Consider the following 19,209-nt stretch of genomic DNA (forward strand, 5'->3'; position numbering starts at 1 on the left):
GGGGCTTTATGGAATTCTTACAACGTTTTGAGACAGATAGTAAACAGCCAGAGTGATGGAACCGTAATCACGATAAAACAAAAGGCTGACTGATTCGATCGTTGTAGGGGTCTTGCTAAAGGTGTTCATTAAGCTCCAGCCGTTTCGGGGCTGCTATTCCATTGTCTTTTTCCGGTTTCTGAAGCGCTGCCTCAGGCATTGTGTTTTGCTGTTCCCTGTTCTTGCGAATATGGGCTGGGCAGATACTGTTTGGCTGGAGAATGGCGATGTGCTGTCGGGTGAAGTGGTTGGGCTGGATGCCGGAGTTCTGAAATTGAAGACAGTCTATGCCGGTGAGCTGAGTGTCAACTGGCGGCATGTCCGCTCCGTCAAAACGGATAATCCTTTATGGATCAACCTGATTGGTGAAGACAGGGCTCAGCTCAGAGAATTACACAGTAGCGGTGATGATCTGGTGATCGTTGATGAAGACGGTTATGAGCGACGGTTTTCAGCTGCCTGGCCGGTGGCCAGCATGGCTCAGTCCGAACCTGTGTTTGAAGACAACTGGGAATTTAAAGGGAATGTCGATCTTAACCTTGAAAGCAAAAGCGGTAACGATATTGAATCCCGCTACCGCATGAACGGGCAAATGCACCTGAATGACCAGTGGAATAAAAACCGGCTGAAGTGGCATGTGGATGTAGAGCGCAAGGATGAAGGGATTTGGAAAAAGAATATCTGGGAGATTGAATACGACTACAGTCGTTATTTCACCGAACACTGGTTTGCCAATGCCTCTTCCAAAAAACGCTACCACTCCCGTGAAAACTTGCGCAGTCGTGCGACTGCCGGTGGCTTTGTAGGATACAGGGCCCGTGAAACCTCTTCTGATGCGTTACTGAACAGTCTGGGTCTCAGCCAGATTTGGGAAAGCTATGACCGGGAAGGCCGGCAACAGAATCTGGCTGTGGGCTGGAAACTGTTCCACCGCCGGCAGTTGCTGAGTGATCTGGAGTACTTTTTTGATAGCGGCCTGTATTACCGTATTCAAAGCCAGAAACAATGGATCTGGGATGGTGAGCATGGGGTTCGTTATAAAATGACCGATAACCTGTCGTTCAATGTGACGCAGATGTTCGACTTTGACAGTCAGCCCGGTGAAGATGAGAAGAAGCTCGATACCCAGTTAAAATTTGGTATTGGTTACAACTGGTAGTTGTTGATAATGAATCTCATTTGTATATAATGGCCTGCATCGATAATAATGATAAAAAACAAACAGCTTGAGGTTGAATAATGGATAACAAAGCGGATGCTGCAGAGGCGGCCAGAACACTTCTTCTGAACGAGTATCACGGTATTCTTTCAACACACTCCCATGATGTGCCTGGCTATCCCTTTGGTTCAGTCATGCCGTATTGTCTGGATGAAACCGGACAGCCCGTTATTCTGATCAGTCGCATTGCCCAGCATACCCGCAATATTCAGGAAAACCCCAAGGTTTCCCTGATTATCAGCGAAACCGGTGTTAATGATGTACACAAGGGCGGTCGTCTGACATGGCTGGGAGATGCCGAAAAAGTTGAGAATTTCGAGCAGCTGGCCGAACGTTATTATGCCTTTTTTCCTCAGTCCAGAGATTACCACAAGACCCATGATTTTGATTTTTACCGCATCAATCTGGTGCGTGCCCGTTTCATCGGTGGTTTCGGTAAGATCTTCTGGGTGAAGAATGACCTGATGGTCAAAACCAATCCGTTTTATGGGCAGGCGGAAAGCGGCATGGTGAACCATATGAATGAAGACCATGTGGACGCCATGGTGAAGTACTGCATCAATGCAGGCATTGCTATTCCTGAAGGGGTTTCACCCAGAATGGCGGGTGTAGACAGTGAAGGTATGCACCTTTTGCTGGGTGATAAAGTGGTGCGTATCGCTTTTCCTGCCTCGGTTGAAGAACCTATGGCTGTCAGGAAAACGCTGGTTGAAATGGCGCGGGCAGCCTGATTAAACGATTCTATTGATCCGGGATAAGTCGTCTGATTCGATTTTTTGATAGGTTCCTTGCTGATGACATTAATCAGATCAAGGAAAAGGAATGAAAGTCTCCCGGTTGCTGTGTGGCTGTTTATCTGTAATGAGTATTACCGTATCGGCTGCCAGCTTCCCTGAAGCTCGTCTGGCAAACGATAAGGTTGAAATGGCAGTGTACCTGCCTGATGTTGAAAACGGCTCTTACCGTTCTACACGGTTTGACTGGTCCGGTCTGGTTCACTCCTTCCGGTTTGAGGGCGTTGAGTATTTTGGACGATGGCGTTCAGAGCCTGTGCATGATCCGGACATGCATTTCAGTGTGAATGGGCCAGCCCAGATTTTTGGTAATCTGGGCTATGGCGAATCCGACACTTTTGTCCGCATCGGCATTGGTGTTCTGGAAAAACCGGACAATGACAAACGTTTTGACTTTACCAGGCCCTACCGGATTGTTGACCATGGCGACTGGGAAGTCAGCTCGCAGGATGACCATGTAGAGTTTGTCCAGTCATTACAGGCTGATTCAGGCTATGGTTACCGCTATCGTAAAACCGTTACCCTTAATGAGCAGGGTTTTACCATGGCGCACGAATTGGAAAACACGGGTAAAAAGGCGATTGATACTACCGTGTTTAACCATCACTTTTTTGTCATTGATGACCGGATCGTTGATGAGCAGTATCAGGTCATTTTTCCTTTCACTCCTGCAAAGCGCAATAAAGAATCACGCATCGAGCTGAGTGATGACAGTCTTCAGTTGTTGTCTGCTATTGACGACGATGATCGAATGTTTGTTCCGTTAACAGGTTTCAGCGATACGTCTGACCATCACCAGTTCCGCGTTCATCATAATGAGCTGAACCGGGGTATTGATGTGCAGGTGGACCAGCCTCTCAGTCGTCTAGTGGTCTGGGCAAACGACAAATCACTGTCACCGGAAAACTTTATCGAAGTGAAGGTGCCGGTGGGTGAAAGCTTCAGCTGGACTGCTGATTATCGGGTTTATTGATGATGAGAAAAAGACAGGGCTGAAGCTGGTTTTCAGACTTGCCAACTCTTCAGGGGATATACTGATGTCAATTGATATTGATGCAGTAGTGCGGAGCGTACCATGGAAACCTTCCAGCATAACCTGAAGAGTTTGTTCAGCCAGCTGGGGCTGAACAATACACAGGAATATATTGAACAATTTATTGCCGAGCACAGGCTGACTGAAAAGCAATCCATTTTCGACGCAGACTTCTGGCACCCGGCGCAAAAACAGTTTCTCCGGGAAAGTCATGATCAGGACTCGGACTGGTGCGAAGTGGTCAATGAATTTGACGTGCTGCTCAGAGCGAGAACACTAAGCCCCAGTGAGTAGTCGTTAATGTTATTCCGGATGTTGTTGGTATCGCATGACCTGTCCAAAGCAAAGATTTTGTAATCTTCCCTTGTATTTCTACTATATGCCTCCAGATAGACAGTACTTATAAATCCGGAGTCATCCATGCGATTCCCAGTCTGGTTATTTTTACTGTTCCCCGTTATTGAAATGTTGGTGCTGATTGAAGTGGGCAGCGCCATCGGGGGACTGAATGCAGTTGCGCTTATTATTTTAGGGGCCATTCTCGGTATGGCGGTGTTACGCCAGCAGGGATTCAGTACTATGCTGAGAGCCCGGGAGCGAATGGCTCATGGCGAGATGCCGGCAACAGAAATGGTGGAAGGCTTTCTGATTGCCATTGGTGGCCTGTTTATGATGTTTCCCGGCTTTTTGTCCGACATTTTCGGTATTGCCCTGCTGATTCCACCCGTACGTAAATACCTCATGAAAAGAATGGCAGCCAGTGGTCGCTGGCAGGTACACCAGTCTTCTACCACGTTCGAAGGGCAGTACTATCGGGAAGATATTGACCCTGACCGAGGTCTGAACAACACCATCGACGGGGACTTCAAGCGGGAAGACGAAAAAAAATAGTTTGCCCCCCTTGAAAAAGATTAACCGCATCCCTACTTAGAGTAACACCGCATAACAGGTTCGGTTTGGGTGGGAAAACACTGACCCGTCCAGCCTTAATTGAAAGTTGACTGCTGAATGTTCGGCATAAACAGTTGGAGAGATATATCGATGAAAATCCGTCCGTTGCGTGACCGCGTGGCCGTTCGTCGTGAAGAAGAAGAAACTACCTCTGCTGGTGGCATCGTTCTGCCAGGTTCTGCTACTGAAAAGCCAAACCAGGGTGTTGTAGTAGCTGTAGGTAACGGAACTGTTCTGGACAACGGCGAAGTTCGTCCTCTGAGCGTAAAAATTGGCGATAAAGTGATCTTTGGCAAATACGCCGGTTCTGACACCGTCAAGATCGACGGTGAAGAGCTGATCATTCTGTCCGAAAGCGAAATCTACGCTGTTCTGGAAGACTGATTGTCCACGACTCCACAAGAGTCGATTACAACTGTTTTTACAATTCTTAAAGGATGTCAATCATGGCAGCAAAACAGGTTAAGTTCGGCGACGAAGCTCGCAAGCAAATGCTGGAAGGCGTTAACGTTCTGGCTGACGCCGTTAAAGCCACACTGGGCCCAAAGGGTCGTAACGTACTGCTGGAGAAGTCCTTTGGTGCGCCAACCATCACTAAAGATGGTGTTTCCGTCGCCAAGGAAATCGAGCTGGCTGACAAGTTCCAGAACATGGGTGCCCAGCTGGTTAAGGAAGTGGCTTCCCAGGCTAACGATCAGGCCGGTGACGGTACCACTACTGCAACCGTACTGGCTCAGTCCATTCTGAACGAAGGTCTGAAGTATGTTGCTGCTGGCATGAACCCAATGGATCTGAAGCGCGGCATCGACAAAGCCGTTATCGAAGTGGTTGCCAAGCTGAAAGGCATGGCAACGCCTTGTGAAGACAGCAAGTCCATCGCTCAGGTAGGTACCATCTCTGCCAACTCTGACGAGCTGGTGGGTCAGATCATCGCTGAAGCCATGGAAAAAGTGGGCAAAGAAGGCGTTATCACCGTTGAGGAAGGTTCCGGTCTGGAAAACGAACTGGACGTAGTAGAAGGTATGCAGTTCGACCGTGGCTACCTGTCTCCTTACTTCATCAACAATCAGGAACGCATGTCCTGCGAACTGGAGAACCCGTTCATCCTGCTGGTTGACAAGAAAATCTCCAACATCCGCGACCTGCTGCCCGTTCTGGAAAACGTAGCCAAAGCGGGTAAGCCACTGCTGATCATTGCTGAAGACGTTGAAGGCGAAGCCCTGGCGACTCTGGTTGTGAACAACATGCGCGGTATCGTCAAGGTATCTGCCGTTAAGGCGCCGGGCTTCGGTGATCGTCGTAAGGCTATGCTGCAGGACATCGCTACTCTGACTGGTGCGACCGTTATCTCCGAAGAAATCGGTCTATCTCTGGAAGGTGCTACTCTGGAAGATCTGGGTTCCGCCAAGCGCATCGCGATCACCAAGGAAGACACCACCGTTGTTGACGGTGCTGGCAACCAGGCTGACATCGTTGCCCGTGTTGAGCAGATCCGTGCCGAAATCGAAAACTCTTCTTCCGACTACGACAAAGAGAAGCTGCAAGAGCGCGTAGCCAAGCTGGCTGGCGGTGTTGCCGTGGTTAAGGTAGGCGCTGCTACCGAAGTCGAGATGAAAGAGAAGAAGGCTCGCGTAGAAGATGCTCTGCACGCTACCCGCGCTGCGGTTGAAGAAGGTGTTGTTGCCGGTGGTGGTGTTGCTCTGATCCGTGCTCTGTCTGCTATTGAAGTGGACGCGATCAATCCTGAACAGAAAGCCGGTGTTGAACTGGTTCTGCGTGCTCTGGAAGGCCCGATCCGCCAAATCGCTTCCAACTCCGGTGACGAAGCTTCTGTTGTGGTTGACAAGGTTCGTTCCGGTGAAGGTAACTTCGGTTACAACGCTGCGACTGGCGAATACGGCGACATGATCGAAATGGGTATTCTGGACCCGGCTAAAGTTACCCGTTCTGCTCTGCAGGCGGCTGCTTCTGTTGCTGGTCTGATGATCACTACCGAAGCTATGGTTGCTGACGAACCTGCTGATGCTGCTGCACCTGCCATGCCTGATATGGGCGGCATGGGTGGTATGGGTGGCATGGGCGGCATGATGTGATCAGCCTCCTGACTGTCTGAAGCCTCGCTTCAACCCGCATCCTACCCGATGCAAGCCGCAGCCATTGTGCTGCGGCTTTTTTTTGGCTGAACGATTTTGCTTGTATCGCAATGATATGAAGGGTTGTCGTAACCCGCCGATTAAATATCTGATAATAACCGGTCAGGTAAATATTTATGTCCAGTGGTATAACCCCTGGCTCTGGAGTGCAGCCACCCCCAATAACTTCAACAGGCGGTGCTGGCGCTGCCGGGTCTTTAGCTGCAACAGGGACACACAATGGAAACCTTGTTACTGAAGTTAAAAACCCTGAACGTCATATGGATGCGATTCAACCGAAACAGACTTCAGACCAGAACCTTCATGAACGTTCTGCCAGTTTGCCCAGCACGCCGCCTGCCAAAGAGTTATCAGGTGCTAAAAAAGCCGACCCTGAAGGTAAGACGGATAAGGCTGAAACCCCGAAAGAAAAACATAAACGGGAAGTTGAGGAAGCTCGTGCGGCAAGAGAAAACAGCTCGGTTGAAGAACTGGAAGCCGAGCAGGAAGCGTTAATCAAAGAAGCCGGTGAAAAGTATGAAAAGATTGAAGAGTATACGGTTCTTGGTAAGGCGATGGCAGCCCTGAGGCATCCTGAAGAAGCGGAAAAAGGGGTTAAGGTCATCCTGCATTTGCCCGGTGAGACTAAGCCCATTCGCCTGGTGCCCCCTGACAAGAAAGCACTCAAAGGTCGTGATGTTGAAGCTCTGATCAAACTGGCAGAAGATTTGCTTAAAGAGTACAACAACACGGTGTTTAGTGGTGGTTTTAACAAGGATGAATTTAACCAGCGCATAGACGTTATGCGTGACATGCTCAGCGATATTGTAAGCAAAATAGCTGAAAAGGATAAGAGTAAGTCAGGCAGTAACTGGCAGAAACGTCTGGAGGATATGCAGCAGAAGCGTTCAGTCATTCACGTCAAACAGCCTGAAGCGGTTGATGGTGAAGAGGCTGAGTTGAAGGTAGAAAGGCTGGACGAGAAACAGACTGAGCAGCTTTTGAAAGATTTAGAAATCATTGAGCCGGTTCCCGAGATGTTTTTCCAGAAAGCAGGTTGGGTCTTAAGAAAAGGGGTGATGGATGGATTACCATGGAGAGAGAAGCGCGCGCCCTAACGCTTCGGTAGGGTATGCAGCTCCGGCTGATAAGCCACCGGAGTCGGATTCACCGGCGCAGGCTGATGCCCAACCCAAAATGAAAGGTTTGCAGCCTGACAGGGTACCTAAAAAGCCGTTGAGTGAGAGGGTGGCAAAGTCGAAAGATGGCGTCACTTCAACGGATGGTCTGGGCAAAAAGAATTCCCCTGAAGCTTTGATGAGAAAGAAAGAGGAAGTGCTGTCGTCGATTAATGAGCTGGCTGTTATGAACGGCAAGTTGAAAATGCTGGTTGAAGCGCTGGATGCATTAAAAACGCCCGACACACCGCCAAAAGGTCTGGTCATTAAAGTGCAGATTGATGACCAGATGGTTTCTATTATCCCGCCCGATCAAGATGCTTTGCAGGGGCATGATATACAGCAGCTATTAAAGGATGTTGAAGAGGCTATTAAAGGTGGGTACAGCGAGTGTACACGGGCATTGGGGCCTACGCCTCTACCCACCCGGTTCGGGGCACTTGAACAACAATTTATCAAGATATCCAAAAAGCTTGGAAAAGAGCATGCCAAAGGTGAAGTAATGAGTGAACTCATGAATCAGGCAGTGATGGCGGTGCCTAAGTCTATGAAGGTGGACTATTCAGGAGGCACCGTGCTCCTTCAAAGAGTGGTCGAACAAAAAGAAAAGCCACCCGCCGCGGATCAACCTTCCCCTCCTCCTGCTCAGCATGAGGAATAATACCAATTCCGCTTTTTAAATATGACTATGAGCAAGTCATTCTGGGTTGCGGGACAAGGCGGAACGACGAGTAATACCAATCAAAATAAGTTAGCTTCGTGATGAGCATGCCTTTTCAGCCGGTTAGGCAAGGCGGCGTGAGGAGCCATAGCCATAGCTATGGCGACGAATGCCAACGCAGAATAACCGGCTGAAAAGGCAGCGCAATAGAATAGCTAATTATTGCGATTGGTATAATAGCGAGCTATTGCGAGGAGTTCCAACGCAGCTCCCGTGATTCAGAATGGCTGCACAATTCATGTTTAGAAAGGGGAATTGGTATAAATAGCCTTTTGCGCGGGTAGGGATAGGTGTCAGGCAAGCGAATCCAGAAAAGAGTGCTACATTTCTAGTGCCAACACAGGAGAATAATAGATGAACTGCAGGGGAATATGTCTGGCCGGATTTGTCACTCTGGTCACAGTAACAGGCTGCACACATGTCAATCAGGAAGCATTTAATCAACTGGATGCAGGAATGAGCATTGAAGATGTTGAGGGTATTCTGGGTAAACCTGAATCCTGTAACGATAAACTGGGACGTACGGAATGCATCTGGCGCGACAAAGATCGCGAAATCCGAGTCAGTTATATTGACCAGAAAGTAGTGGTATTCAGCTCGACCGGCCTGCAATAATCCCGCCCAGAACGACCTGACTTTTAGCGACAGGTATGTAGAACTGCTGATTTTATCATGGGCTCATTGGTATAAAATTCTTAACTTTTTACCATGCCATGTTTCAGCACTTAACAATTAATAAAATCGGCTTTCTGGCCCTTTTGCTGGGTCTTGTACTTTCTTCCGGTGCTCAGGCTACCACAACCCGTCAAATGGGGAGCTGGCTGTCGAACAACATGATGTGGATTGCCTCAGCCCACACTCTGTTTAATGAATACGATGCCGAAGAAGACTGGGCATGGGCGAACGGCCTGACCCAGCTTCATGCCGGTGCAGCAGTGAGTCGTGGCTTTGTTATTACCCGTCTAAAACGCAATATCGATAAGACAAGACCTGATGGTGGTGGCCAGTCTTTTCCATCCGGTCATGCGGCAAGATCCTATTACCCTGCGTGGTATATCTACCACCGATATGGTTTCAAGCAGGCTGCACCTTATTTGTTGGCTGCAACCTATTCCGGCTATACAAGGGTTGATGCAAAGCGTCACTACTGGTCGGATATTGCAGCCAGTGCTGCTATCACGTATGCCATCAGCCATTATATGACGTCATCGGCTGACGATCCGGCACAGCCAAAGTTTGGTGTTGGATTTGGTGGTGATGGCGTCTGGTTTAATTATGACTGGCGCTGGTAGATATCAGTCTTTGGACGTTTAAAAGGTGTTTCAGGCATAAGTAACTGACCACACGAAATCATATATTTCTGACTCTATGATGGACCCCATAAACTGGTCACATAGCTTGCTATGCTCCCGCCGTTGCGCCTTGCATAGCACTTGATCAATTAGCCAGCAATATTCGATTCCGAATGATCAGCTACTTACAGCATAATAGACAAAACATAATAGATTGTGTCTGAAACAGTAAATGTAAAGTCGCTGTCTTGGTGTTCTTTTTTTTAATTTATCCTTCTATGATGAAATATTCATGGAGGATATTATGAAAATAATAATCAGCAGCTTCCGACAATCGCCCCTGTTCTCTCTCCTTTTCTTTCTTTACCAGCCCGTTGTTATTGCCTCGGAAAGTGCCACGGAAAAACGTGGTGACTGGATGTCGTACAGTCTGTTATGGGCAGCTACGGTGCATACACTGTATAACGAATACGACTGGGATGATGAAGAGATGGGATGGGCAAACGGACTGGTACAATTACATGCGGGTTCTCTGCTAACCAAGTCTTTTATTGTGACAACAATGAAAGAAAATATAAAAGCCACCCGGCCAGATGGAGATGATAAATCTTTCCCATCCGCTCATGCGGCCAGAGCCTTCTATCCCGCCTGGTATATTCATAAGCGCTATGGTTTCTTGCAGTCGGTGCCTTATCTCGCAGTGGCTACTTACGTTGGTTACACCAGAGTGCATAGTAAACGACACTACTGGGGAGATATTGCGGCCAGTGCCGGTTTGACCTATGTGTTGAATCACTACCTGACTTCTTCGGTAGACGAACCAAACCAGCCGCAGATTGGCGTAGGGTTTGATAAAGGCGATGTCTGGTTTAATGTCAGCTTCAAATGGTAACGATTTACGTTTTCTGGAAAGCGTAAACAGAGCCTAGCCCAAGCATTTGTGTCAGCTGATCCAGAGCTTCTCTTGATTCTGTCAGAAGCGCCGGGTCAGCAAGGTCACAGTCTTTTAACTGATCCCGATAGTGTTTATTAATCCAGTGCGTTAATTGTGAGTAGCGTTCATCAGTCATAAGGCAGTTTTGATTGACCGCTTGCAGTTCCTGTTTGTTTAATACAACCCGCAATCTCAGACAGGCGGGACCGCCACCATTGTTCATGCTTTGGCGAAGATCAAAAGCCACAGTCTGTTCAATCGGATTATCTGCACTGATAAGGTCATTGAGATAGCTGGCAACAACCGAATTATTCTCACACTCTGACGGGACTATCATCAGCATTTTTCCATCGTTACGACAGATTAGCTGACTGTTAAAGAGGTAGGTTTGCACCGCCGTTTTCACAGAGATTCTGTTTTCGGGTACTTCAAGAATCTGCAATTGACCGGCAGTAGCATGTTGCAACTCTTCATAAACATTTGCCTGATTCAAGAATGCTTTTTCATGGCAGAGCAGAAGCTGCTGATTACCCACTGCAATCACATCATTGTGAAATACGCCGCTGTCGATCACATCCGGATTTTGCTGGGCATAAACGACAGATTTCTCGTTTAGCCGGTGCTGCCTTGCAATTGCTTTGGATGCTTCAATGGTTTGTCTTGCCGGAAAACGTTTTGGAGCTGGGCGAGAGGCGTCGAAACCATAGCGACCAAAAACAAAAAACGAAACGCCGGACTGATGGTATTCGCTGCAGAATCGCGTGTGGTTGGCAGCACCTTCGTCGCCCAGTACGCCGACGGCAGGGAGGGCTGGATGATGCTGGAAATAACGTTCATCCCTGAAGATGGCTTTCAGGATACGAGCTGTCGTATCTGGCTCAATGGAACGATGGAATTTACTGACCAGATTGGCTGGCGTGAAATGGACTTTACCGTTCTGAGTGTCAAAACCGGACGACACAGTTGCCGCGTTCGCTGTCCACATACCTGAAGCCGAACAGCAGGACGACAGTAATTCAGGCGCTTCGCTGGCAGCTGTTTTAAGTATTCTGGCATCCGTGCCAGAGAAGCCTAAACGACGCAACGTATCGATATCCGGTCGTAGCTGGGGAGGGATGATGCCCTGAACAAAACCCATGTCGTATAGGGATTTCATTTTTGCAAGTCCCTGCAGCGCCGCCTGTCTGGGGTTGGACGTCTGGTTTTTATGCTGTGTCGAGGCAATATTACCCGCCGACAACCCGGCATAATTATGTGTTGGTCCTACCAGTCCGTCGAAATTGGCTTCTGTTGATTTCATTTTTATTCCAGTGTTAACCCGGGAGCCAGTTTTTCGGGAACGATCAACGAATCTGCTTCAACACTGGCAACAGGGTAAGCGCAGTAATCGGCAGCAAAGTAAGCACTGGGGCGATGATTACCGCTGTCACCCACGCCACCAAACGGAGCAGTGCCTGCTGCACCCGTAATGGGGCGATTCCAGTTGACGATACCGGCTCTGATCTGGCTGAAAAACAATTCATAATCTTCCCGGCGATCGCTGAATAAACCGGCAGACAGGCCATAACGGGTATCATTGGCTTTTACAATGGCATCCTTTAAATACTGATAGCGAATAACTTGCAACAGCGGGCCAAAATACTCTTCATCCGGCAAGGCAGGAACGGCTGTGACATCAATAATTCCCGGGCTGACTAAACCGGTTCCCGGCTTTAGTTGTCTGGCTTCCAACAGAGTATGACCACCAAGGGACTGAAGGTGTTCTTGTGCCTGCACAATGGCTTCTGCGGTGGCTTCCGAGATGACAGCTCCCATAAACGGCTGTGGATCGCTGTTCCAGTCTCCGGCTTTGAGGTTGGCGGCGGTGTTGATCAGCTTTTGCATAAACTGATCGCCCCATTCGCCAGTAGGAACAAACAGGCGTCTGGCGCAGGTGCAGCGTTGCCCTGTGGTGATGAAAGCTGAATGGATGGTGTCGTGTACTGCGGCGGCTGTATCTGCCACTTCGCAGACAATTAATGGATTGTTGCCACCCATTTCAAGAGCCAGAATCTTCCCGGTTTGACCGCCAAACTGCTGGTGAATCAGTTTGCCGGTGCGGGAGCTGCCGGTGAAAAACAAGCCATCGAGTTTAGGGTGGTTGGCAAGATAAATACCGGTTTCCCTTTCACCCTGTATCAGGTTAATAACACCTTTTGGCAATCCGGCCTTTTCCCAGAACTTGACGGCCAGCTCTCCGGTGGCGGGTGTTAACTCACTGGGTTTAAAGACGACGGTGTTACCCGCAAGCAATGCGGGCACTATGTGACCATTAGGCAGATGTCCGGGGAAATTGTAAGGGCCGAATACGGCAACCACACCGTGGGGTTTATGACGAATAAACGTTTTTGCCCCCGCCAGACTGTTTTCTGTGGTGTCGGTTCGTTCGCTATAGGCTTTGATGGATATTTCTATTTTGCCTTTCATGGCTGCGGCTTCGGTGCGGCTTTCCCACAAAGGCTTGCCGGTCTCCCGGGCAATGGTTTCAGCAATGAGTTCGGCGTTGTCTTCAAGCTGAGTGGCAAATTTTCTGATAATGTCAATGCGCTGCTCCAGTGGCATTATCATCCAGCTGCTACCGGCTAACCGCGCTGCATGAATGGCCTCATTGACTTGCTGCTCACCGCTGTTACAGCCAGACCATACGACCTCATTGGTGGATGGGTTGGTCGATTGAAACTCGGAACCGGTGCCTTTCTGCCATTGACCATTAATAAAATCAGTCATTGCCTGTCTCCTGTTATGGACGTCTGCCGGTTAAGGGAACAACACGTAAGGTGTCGTTGGGTTGCAGCTGCAGGGCATTAGCCTGTTCCCGGGTGATATTGACGAACTCAAAGCCTTCAAAAGAGACCTGGCCCAGTATGCAGCGAAACTGGCGGAAGCCTGTGCTGGCCAGTAGCCACTGGGTTTCATCAGTGGTCGTGGATTCGTGAATCTGTACTTTATATTCCCTTGAATCCCTGACCGTTCGGATGTCTTTGACTCTGGCCTCCAGCAAGGGGCCGGCATCAAAAATGTCAATATAATGGGTGTAGTGAAAACCTTCACTTTCCAGTAGTTTGCGGGCGGGCAATGTGTCGTTGTGAGTTTCGCCGATGACGGCCTGAGCACTATCAGGCAACATGTTGGTATAGATAGGGTGCCTGGGCATCAGCTCGGCGATAAAGGTTTTTCCCTTGGCAATTTGCTGGTCGGCAGTCACAAAATCCACATTAAAAAAGTGCCTGCCGATGGCTTCCCAGAAAGGGGATTCTCCATTGTCATCGCAGTAGCCCCGCATTTCTGCAATCACATTTTCATGAAAGTGCGAGGGATGATTGGCCATGAACATCATTCGGGCTTTTGACAACAGTCGTCCATTATTGGAATAGCGGTATTCCGGCAGTAAAAACAAGGTACACAGCTCTGAATAATCAGTGTGGTCACTGCACAGTGTCATGGTGGTCAGGCGGTTATAGACATTGAGCTCTCTGGAAGTGTGTACCTGTGTATTGACTTTGAAGTTATACCACGGGTCTGTCTGGCCAATAGCGGACTCGATGCCGGACACACCGGCAATATTGCCGGTTTTCGCATCTTCCAGTACAAACAGGTACAGAAGATCGTCAAGCGTTGTGGAACCTGAAAACGATTCCAGCGCCCAGTCAAGCTTGTGTCGAACCATGTCCGGCTTTGGCTGCAGGGAAGAAAACCCGACACCGGTGTGTTGGGCAATATGCCAGAGCGCGTCATAGTCACTGCTTTCTATCGGGCGAAAGATCATCATAGGCAACCTTTGCGTCTCATTATTCGGCTTTGGTGTTGGTGCTGGTAAATATCTTATCGGCGGAAGCGGCAACAAATCCCTGATACAGGTTGCCATCGCCAGCAGGGTAGCGTTTGGCAAACTCGTAAAAGCAACCAGGTATCTCCCTCACGCCATCGGTGAAGTCAACGGTGACTTTTTTAGCCATAGTGGAAGACTGTTCCAGCAGAACATCCGGTGAGCCTTTTACCAGTCCACCAGTGTCGTTAAGCACATAACCATGCTTCTGCAACAGGCTGTTCAGGGCCGTAATATTATCGGGTTCGGATAAATGGTTAATGGAGACGGTAAAGTGATTGGCGCGATAGCCAAACGCGGCCACCCAGGCGGCGTATTCACTTTCAGCCAGCAGTTCGTCGTAGGTGTTTGTGTCCAGTTGCCAGGGGCGACCTGAGTAGCAAAACAACGGAGACTGAGTGGCTTCCGGTGGAATCTGGTCGATCAGTGATGATATCTGTTTTTGTGCCTGTTCAGACAGTTCTTCAACCAGCAGTTCACTGATGAAGACTTTGGGCAGTTTGGGGTCAGGGTGTTGAAAGTGTTTGGCAAACAATTTTCGGGCTGGAAACTCATAGTCACCGCCTTCAACATAGCCATAGTCGATGAAAGCGCTGGCGATAACCCCCAGATTAACCCGGGGCAGGTTGTAGGTTCTAAGGGCGATATGGTCATTAACGACCACGCCGTTATTGCTGGCGGCAAACAGGTCGTGAATGCTGCGAGCGTCTGGAGCCAGCTCCAGATAATCTTCCCACATGGCCTGCAGCAGAGTATGGATTGTGTTGTCCATGACAAGCCTCCTGTTCTTGGAAATAATAAAGCTCTGTTTATTTTGATCAAGCAATGCAAGGGTAGCAGTAAGTCAGCTGTCGTTTTTAACAAATGACGTTATGGTTGAGTACTTATCTTAGCCACTCGTTGCCTTTGCCCTGTGCTTCGTTTTTTGCCAGTGTCATCAGAAGGGCTGCACTGAGCTTGGTTCTGGGTACAAGGCTACTGATTTTCATGTATTCCTGATCGCTGTGAATATGACCGCCCTGTACTCCCAAGGTATCAATATTCGGTACACCATAGGAAGCCAGATTGTTGCCGTCACAGCAGCCTCCTGTGGCCTTAACATCAATGGGCATTCCCAATGCAGCACCGCATTCCTTGGCGAGTTGGAAGAATGCCTGATTGGCTGGAGACAGTACTTTGGGCTTACGGCCAAAGCCGCCATGCAATTCCAGTTTGATGCCGTCGCGGCAGCTGATTTCGTTCACCAGCATCTGCAATTGATTCAGGCACCACTGTTCGTCTTCCGGTTTTTCGATGCGAATATTAAAACGGCAAATACAGCGGTCAGGAACAATATTGGTAGGCCCTCCACCGTGCACAAAGCCCGGGTTGAAGGTAACGTTTTCACGCTGAACATTCAGGTCATCCATCGCTGAAACGAAGTCGCTGAGTGCTCGTATGGCATTGCGTCCCAGATGATGTTCTCGTCCCGCATGGGTGGCTTTGCCATAGCAGACGGCCGTAAAATTACCGCTGCCTTTTCGGGCACCCGCCAGTGAACCATCAGGAAAACTGGGTTCATACAGCATGCCTAAATGGGCCGTTTTTGCCGCATCTTCAAACAGATGGGCTGAGCTGAGTGAGCCAATCTCTTCATCCGGGTTAAAGATAACCTGCCAGCCGATATGTTCAGCCCAGGGTGATTGCTCAAGCAGTTGCAAGGCATGCAACATAACGACCAGACCGCCTTTCAGATCGGTAACGCCGGGCCCGTTAATATGATCATCATCAAGAAACTTGATGGTCTGGAATGGGTGATCTGCACCAAATACCGTATCCATATGGCCGCCCAGAACCACCTGTAAAGGAGCCTCTGGTCGCTTGGATAGGGTGAGTGCGTCGCCTAATGGGCTGCGAATGATGTTGCCATCGGTGTTTATGGACTGAAAATCGGCCAGAGGAATAATGCTCTGTTCTGCTTCCAGTGGCTGCGTCATTTTTTGCAGCTCGGACAAAACCCGGTTCACACCTTTCGCATTCAGACTGCCCGAGTTGATTTCTGCGAGGCTGATGGTCTGTTGCAACATGGCGTTTTGGCTGTTGTCCAGCTGACGGAGCAGAGGCAGAAAGGGGTCAATAATACCTGACATGGTACCCACTTTTTGTTGTTATAGACCCTATAAAGTATACGACTATGCAGCAAATAAGCAGGCAAAAAAAGAAATAAAAATGCCGACAACATGGTCGGCATTGTGTTTGGTAACAAGGTTCAGAAAAGAGTGTCTTAAAAAGTGGGTAAGAACAGTTGTTCAGTTCTGTACAATTTTAGCCACGGCTCTTTTCAGAGCAGCCATGCCCTGGCGAATATCATCATCAGGAATGATCAGTGAGGGTGCCATACGCAGAACATTGGGGCCTGCTACCAACATCATTAGTCCTTCTTCGGCAGCAGCAGCCAGAAACTCTTTCCCTTTGCCGTGCCACTCCGGGGTCAGTTCTGCGCCGATCAGCAAACCTTTACCACGAATTTCGGTGAAAACACCAAACTCATCATTGATGCTTTCCAGCTCGCGTCGGAACAGCTGATGTTTGCCCGATACGTTTGCCAGCAATTGATCATCATTGATTAAGGTAATGGCGGCCAGGGCCACCGAACAGGCCAGAGCGTTACCGCCATAGGTGCTGCCATGGCTGCCGAAGCCAAAACTGTTAGCCACTTCAGTGGTCGTCAACATGGCACCCACAGGAAAACCGCCGCCCAGAGATTTGGCGGTTGTCAGGATATCGGGTACAACGCCGGTATTCATGTAGGCATAAAACTCGCCGGTACGACCAACGCCGGTCTGTACTTCGTCGAATACCAGCAGGGCGTTGTGTTGGTCACAGAGCTCTCTGGCGGCTTGCAGGAATTCCGGAGTGGCTGGTATAACGCCGCCTTCCCCCTGAATGGGCTCCAGAACAATGGCACAGGTTTTGTCTGAAATTGCAGCCTTTAACGCCTCAACATCATTAAAAGGCAGGTGAGTCACCCCGGCTGGCACCGGAGCGTAACCTTCACAATATTTGGGTTGTCCGCCCACGGTGACCGCGAACAGGCTGCGCCCGTGAAAAGAACTGTTGAACGAAATGATTTCGTGTTTTTCTGGACCTGTGTGGTCGTAGGCATACTTTCGTACCAGCTTAAAGGCAGCTTCATTCGCCTCGGTGCCGGAATTGCAGAAGAAGACTTTTTCCGCAAAGCAGACTTCAGTGAGAGCCTGCGCCAGAGCCAGTGCAGGTTCGTTGGTGTAAACGTTACTGAGGTGCCAAAGCTTGTCGGCCTGACTTTTCAGGTTTTTAACCAGTTCAGGGTGGCAATGACCAAGGGCGTTAACCGCAATGCCTCCGGCAAAGTCAATGTATTCCTTACCCTCCTGATCCCAGATGCGCGACCCCTTGCCACGGACGGGAACAACTTTCTGGGGTGCATAGTTAGGCACCATTACATCGTCAAAAGTCGCTCTGCTGACAGAATACTCGGTCATAGGTAGCTCTCCCGGAAACTTGTTATCTTTCTTAGGCAGTTAATAAGTCTTATTCACTGGGCAGTTTACATCATCACCGGTTGTATTTGGGGATAAGGCAGGGTTTTATTTTGTCTTGATGCATAGGAATTTCAAAGCACAGATAGGATGCTAACTGTCGTATAGATTAGGTGAATTTATTGGTTAGTGACTTCTGGACATTTTTACCCATACTGCTAATTGGGAATAATGCAGGATAAAGATCAGGTTTTTCGTCTTTATATAGTAATATTAACCGCCACTATTTACTCCAGACGCACCTCTCCTGTTATTGCAAAATAATCGGTCTGTTTAGAGCAAGCCTTTCGTGACACTGGCGCAGTTCTGCCATTGTTTTACCGGTTACGATACCAGTCATCACCATACGCGATTTGCACAGGATACATTCCAGCGGATCAACTCCGAAGCTGCTCTTCATCAGCGCCGGGAAACGGATTGGGATCGCCTTTCTTTCTGGTTGATCCAGAAGGTCATATACCTTTGGCAGCAGCTTTGACCGAACCCGGGTGGCAAGGAAGCCGTAGTAACGAATCATTCGGAAGCCTTTGTCCGGAATGTGCTGTACCAGCCGCTTGATGAAGTCCTCAACGCCACTGGTGAATCGCAAATACTGTTTGGTGGCGTGATTCAGATAGCTGAAAATCACCTCCTTGCCGTCGTAATGCTTCAGTCGGCTCATGGAGAGGGCGGGACGCTTCAAATAGCGACCCAGATATTTGATGTTGCGGTGGTGATTTTTACTGGGCTTGGCAAAGTGGACGATCCACGATTTCTTATAGTGAGTATCGAGCCAGCGGTTAAAGGTCGTTTTGCTGGCACCGGCTTTTTTAAGGGATTTCGGTAATTCCAGCTCACCCCGGATGAATGCCTGTCGAAGCAGGTTGATGACTTCGTACCGCCACATGGGCATCAATACCTGCTTGCTGAAGAAGATTTCCTTCCATGTATTTTTGTCATCGGTTAACCCGCCACAGGTGATGGACAGATGGACGTGAACATTGCACTTCAGGTCACGCCCAAATGTGTGCAGTGCCGTGAAAATGCCGGGTAAAACCCTTTTCTTTCCGGAGAGCTTCATCATAACTTTCGCAGCCAGTGCGCTGGGCTTTCCCAATAAATGACGGTTATAACGGAACAGCTCCCAAAGCTCCGAAGGCATGGTGAAGGTGATGTGTTGCCATTGGGTATCCGGAAGAATGGCTTTCTGTTGCTCTATCCACTGATCCGTGAGCTTCTTGCCGCAGGTAGGGCAAAACCGGCTCTTGCAACTGAAGCAGATTTTCTTCTGGTGAGTGCATTTCGGGTTAATGCACTGGAACACCGCATAGTCGCGAACGGTCAGTCCGCAACTGTGCATTTTGATGACGTTATCGACGATGGCGGGGCGCATTCGATGTTTGTATTTCTGGTAAAAACGCCACCATGAAGCTTTTTTTTGGAACAGCTCCTTGAGGCGGGTTGGAAGTCTAATCGTTTTCTCCTTTCTGTATCACGACTGGCTGCAACCGA

19 protein-coding genes are annotated in these 19,209 nt (G+C 49.1%); 12 read left to right on the forward strand and 7 right to left on the reverse strand.

Annotation, left to right across the window (positions count from 1 at the left end; all coding sequences use genetic code 11):
* Positions 1-121 precede the first annotated feature (121 nt).
* The 12 genes from EZMO1_RS05070 (at position 122) to EZMO1_RS05125 (ending at position 10,251) form a co-directional block, all read left to right on the forward strand.
* Positions 122-1,198 (forward strand): DUF481 domain-containing protein, encoded by a 1,077-nt coding sequence (locus EZMO1_RS05070; RefSeq protein ID WP_145912475.1) that lies wholly within the window; start codon positions 122-124, stop codon positions 1,196-1,198.
* Between the two features lie 80 nt (positions 1,199-1,278).
* A complete protein-coding gene (locus EZMO1_RS05075) occupies positions 1,279-1,989 on the forward strand; it encodes a HugZ family pyridoxamine 5'-phosphate oxidase (protein WP_034874998.1) in 711 nt (236 codons plus the stop codon).
* Positions 1,990-2,080: 91 nt separating this feature from the next.
* Positions 2,081-3,025 (forward strand): aldose epimerase family protein, encoded by a 945-nt coding sequence (locus tag EZMO1_RS05080; protein WP_051789821.1) that lies wholly within the window; start codon positions 2,081-2,083, stop codon positions 3,023-3,025.
* A 102-nt stretch (positions 3,026-3,127) separates the two neighbouring features.
* The gene (locus EZMO1_RS05085; protein ID WP_034874996.1) at positions 3,128-3,379 is read left to right on the forward strand and encodes a DUF2789 family protein; all 252 of its coding nucleotides are present in this window, start codon (positions 3,128-3,130) and stop codon (positions 3,377-3,379) included.
* A 126-nt stretch (positions 3,380-3,505) separates the two neighbouring features.
* Positions 3,506-3,976, forward strand: a complete 471-nt coding sequence (locus EZMO1_RS05090) for an FxsA family protein (RefSeq protein WP_034874994.1) — start codon at positions 3,506-3,508, stop codon at positions 3,974-3,976.
* 150 nt (positions 3,977-4,126) lie between these two features.
* Positions 4,127-4,420 (forward strand): co-chaperone GroES, encoded by a 294-nt coding sequence (locus tag EZMO1_RS05095; protein WP_034874992.1) that lies wholly within the window; start codon positions 4,127-4,129, stop codon positions 4,418-4,420.
* Between the two features lie 62 nt (positions 4,421-4,482).
* Entirely contained in the window at positions 4,483-6,129 is a 1,647-nt protein-coding gene (gene groL, locus EZMO1_RS05100) for a chaperonin GroEL (RefSeq protein ID WP_034874990.1), read from the forward strand.
* A gap of 176 nt (positions 6,130-6,305) precedes the next feature.
* Positions 6,306-7,286: a hypothetical protein gene (locus tag EZMO1_RS05105; RefSeq protein ID WP_034874988.1), complete on the forward strand. Its 981-nt coding sequence runs from the start codon at positions 6,306-6,308 to the stop codon at positions 7,284-7,286.
* Positions 7,252-8,007 carry a hypothetical protein gene (locus EZMO1_RS05110; RefSeq protein ID WP_034874986.1) on the forward strand — a complete coding sequence of 252 codons (756 nt, stop codon included), beginning with the start codon at positions 7,252-7,254 and terminating at the stop codon, positions 8,005-8,007. The genes EZMO1_RS05105 and EZMO1_RS05110 overlap by 35 nt, the downstream gene beginning before the upstream one ends.
* A 414-nt stretch (positions 8,008-8,421) precedes the next feature.
* Entirely contained in the window at positions 8,422-8,682 is a 261-nt protein-coding gene (locus EZMO1_RS05115) for a hypothetical protein (protein ID WP_034874984.1), read from the forward strand.
* Positions 8,683-8,825: 143 nt separating this feature from the next.
* A complete protein-coding gene (locus tag EZMO1_RS05120) occupies positions 8,826-9,359 on the forward strand; it encodes a phosphatase PAP2 family protein (RefSeq protein WP_222842195.1) in 534 nt (177 codons plus the stop codon).
* Between the two features lie 304 nt (positions 9,360-9,663).
* Positions 9,664-10,251: a phosphatase PAP2 family protein gene (locus tag EZMO1_RS05125; protein ID WP_160174042.1), complete on the forward strand. Its 588-nt coding sequence runs from the start codon at positions 9,664-9,666 to the stop codon at positions 10,249-10,251.
* A 4-nt stretch (positions 10,252-10,255) separates the two neighbouring features.
* On the opposite strand, the gene astB is transcribed toward EZMO1_RS05125, so the two are convergent.
* From astB to EZMO1_RS05160, 7 genes are all read right to left on the reverse strand, one after another.
* Positions 10,256-11,593 (reverse strand): N-succinylarginine dihydrolase, encoded by a 1,338-nt coding sequence (astB, locus tag EZMO1_RS05130; protein WP_034874982.1) that lies wholly within the window; start codon positions 11,591-11,593, stop codon positions 10,256-10,258.
* Positions 11,594-11,595: 2 nt separating this feature from the next.
* The gene (gene astD, locus EZMO1_RS05135) at positions 11,596-13,059 is read right to left on the reverse strand and encodes a succinylglutamate-semialdehyde dehydrogenase (RefSeq protein ID WP_034874979.1); all 1,464 of its coding nucleotides are present in this window, start codon (positions 13,057-13,059) and stop codon (positions 11,596-11,598) included.
* Between the two features lie 13 nt (positions 13,060-13,072).
* Entirely contained in the window at positions 13,073-14,101 is a 1,029-nt protein-coding gene (gene astA, locus EZMO1_RS05140) for an arginine N-succinyltransferase (RefSeq protein WP_034874977.1), read from the reverse strand.
* Positions 14,102-14,120: 19 nt separating this feature from the next.
* Positions 14,121-14,930 (reverse strand): DUF1338 domain-containing protein, encoded by an 810-nt coding sequence (locus EZMO1_RS05145; RefSeq protein ID WP_034874975.1) that lies wholly within the window; start codon positions 14,928-14,930, stop codon positions 14,121-14,123.
* Positions 14,931-15,042: 112 nt separating this feature from the next.
* A complete protein-coding gene (locus tag EZMO1_RS05150; protein ID WP_034874973.1) occupies positions 15,043-16,287 on the reverse strand; it encodes a hydrolase in 1,245 nt (414 codons plus the stop codon).
* 159 nt (positions 16,288-16,446) lie between these two features.
* Positions 16,447-17,661: an aspartate aminotransferase family protein gene (locus tag EZMO1_RS05155; RefSeq protein ID WP_034874971.1), complete on the reverse strand. Its 1,215-nt coding sequence runs from the start codon at positions 17,659-17,661 to the stop codon at positions 16,447-16,449.
* 307 nt (positions 17,662-17,968) lie between these two features.
* The gene (locus EZMO1_RS05160; RefSeq protein ID WP_145912476.1) at positions 17,969-19,171 is read right to left on the reverse strand and encodes an IS91 family transposase; all 1,203 of its coding nucleotides are present in this window, start codon (positions 19,169-19,171) and stop codon (positions 17,969-17,971) included.
* Positions 19,172-19,209: the final 38 nt, after the last annotated feature.

The organism is Endozoicomonas montiporae CL-33, from assembly GCF_001583435.1.
Lineage (GTDB): Bacteria > Pseudomonadota > Gammaproteobacteria > Pseudomonadales > Endozoicomonadaceae > Endozoicomonas_A > Endozoicomonas_A montiporae.

Excerpts from the sequence above, each read along its gene's own strand:
- EZMO1_RS05075 (WP_034874998.1), top strand. The coding sequence starts at position 1,279 with ATGGATAACAAAGCGGATGCTGCAGAGGCGGCCAGAACACTTCTTCTG.
- EZMO1_RS05080 (WP_051789821.1), top strand. The coding sequence starts at position 2,081 with ATGAAAGTCTCCCGGTTGCTGTGTGGCTGTTTATCTGTAATGAGTATT.
- EZMO1_RS05085 (WP_034874996.1), top strand. The coding sequence starts at position 3,128 with ATGGAAACCTTCCAGCATAACCTGAAGAGTTTGTTCAGCCAGCTGGGG.
- EZMO1_RS05090 (WP_034874994.1), top strand. The coding sequence starts at position 3,506 with ATGCGATTCCCAGTCTGGTTATTTTTACTGTTCCCCGTTATTGAAATG.
- EZMO1_RS05095 (WP_034874992.1), top strand. The coding sequence starts at position 4,127 with ATGAAAATCCGTCCGTTGCGTGACCGCGTGGCCGTTCGTCGTGAAGAA.
- groL (WP_034874990.1), top strand. The coding sequence starts at position 4,483 with ATGGCAGCAAAACAGGTTAAGTTCGGCGACGAAGCTCGCAAGCAAATG.
- EZMO1_RS05105 (WP_034874988.1), top strand. The coding sequence starts at position 6,306 with ATGTCCAGTGGTATAACCCCTGGCTCTGGAGTGCAGCCACCCCCAATA.
- EZMO1_RS05110 (WP_034874986.1), top strand. The coding sequence starts at position 7,252 with ATGGATTACCATGGAGAGAGAAGCGCGCGCCCTAACGCTTCGGTAGGG.
- EZMO1_RS05115 (WP_034874984.1), top strand. The coding sequence starts at position 8,422 with ATGAACTGCAGGGGAATATGTCTGGCCGGATTTGTCACTCTGGTCACA.
- EZMO1_RS05125 (WP_160174042.1), top strand. The coding sequence starts at position 9,664 with ATGAAAATAATAATCAGCAGCTTCCGACAATCGCCCCTGTTCTCTCTC.
- astB (WP_034874982.1), bottom strand. The coding sequence starts at position 11,593 with ATGAAATCAACAGAAGCCAATTTCGACGGACTGGTAGGACCAACACAT.
- astD (WP_034874979.1), bottom strand. The coding sequence starts at position 13,059 with ATGACTGATTTTATTAATGGTCAATGGCAGAAAGGCACCGGTTCCGAG.
- astA (WP_034874977.1), bottom strand. The coding sequence starts at position 14,101 with ATGATGATCTTTCGCCCGATAGAAAGCAGTGACTATGACGCGCTCTGG.
- EZMO1_RS05145 (WP_034874975.1), bottom strand. The coding sequence starts at position 14,930 with ATGGACAACACAATCCATACTCTGCTGCAGGCCATGTGGGAAGATTAT.
- EZMO1_RS05150 (WP_034874973.1), bottom strand. The coding sequence starts at position 16,287 with ATGTCAGGTATTATTGACCCCTTTCTGCCTCTGCTCCGTCAGCTGGAC.
- EZMO1_RS05155 (WP_034874971.1), bottom strand. The coding sequence starts at position 17,661 with ATGACCGAGTATTCTGTCAGCAGAGCGACTTTTGACGATGTAATGGTG.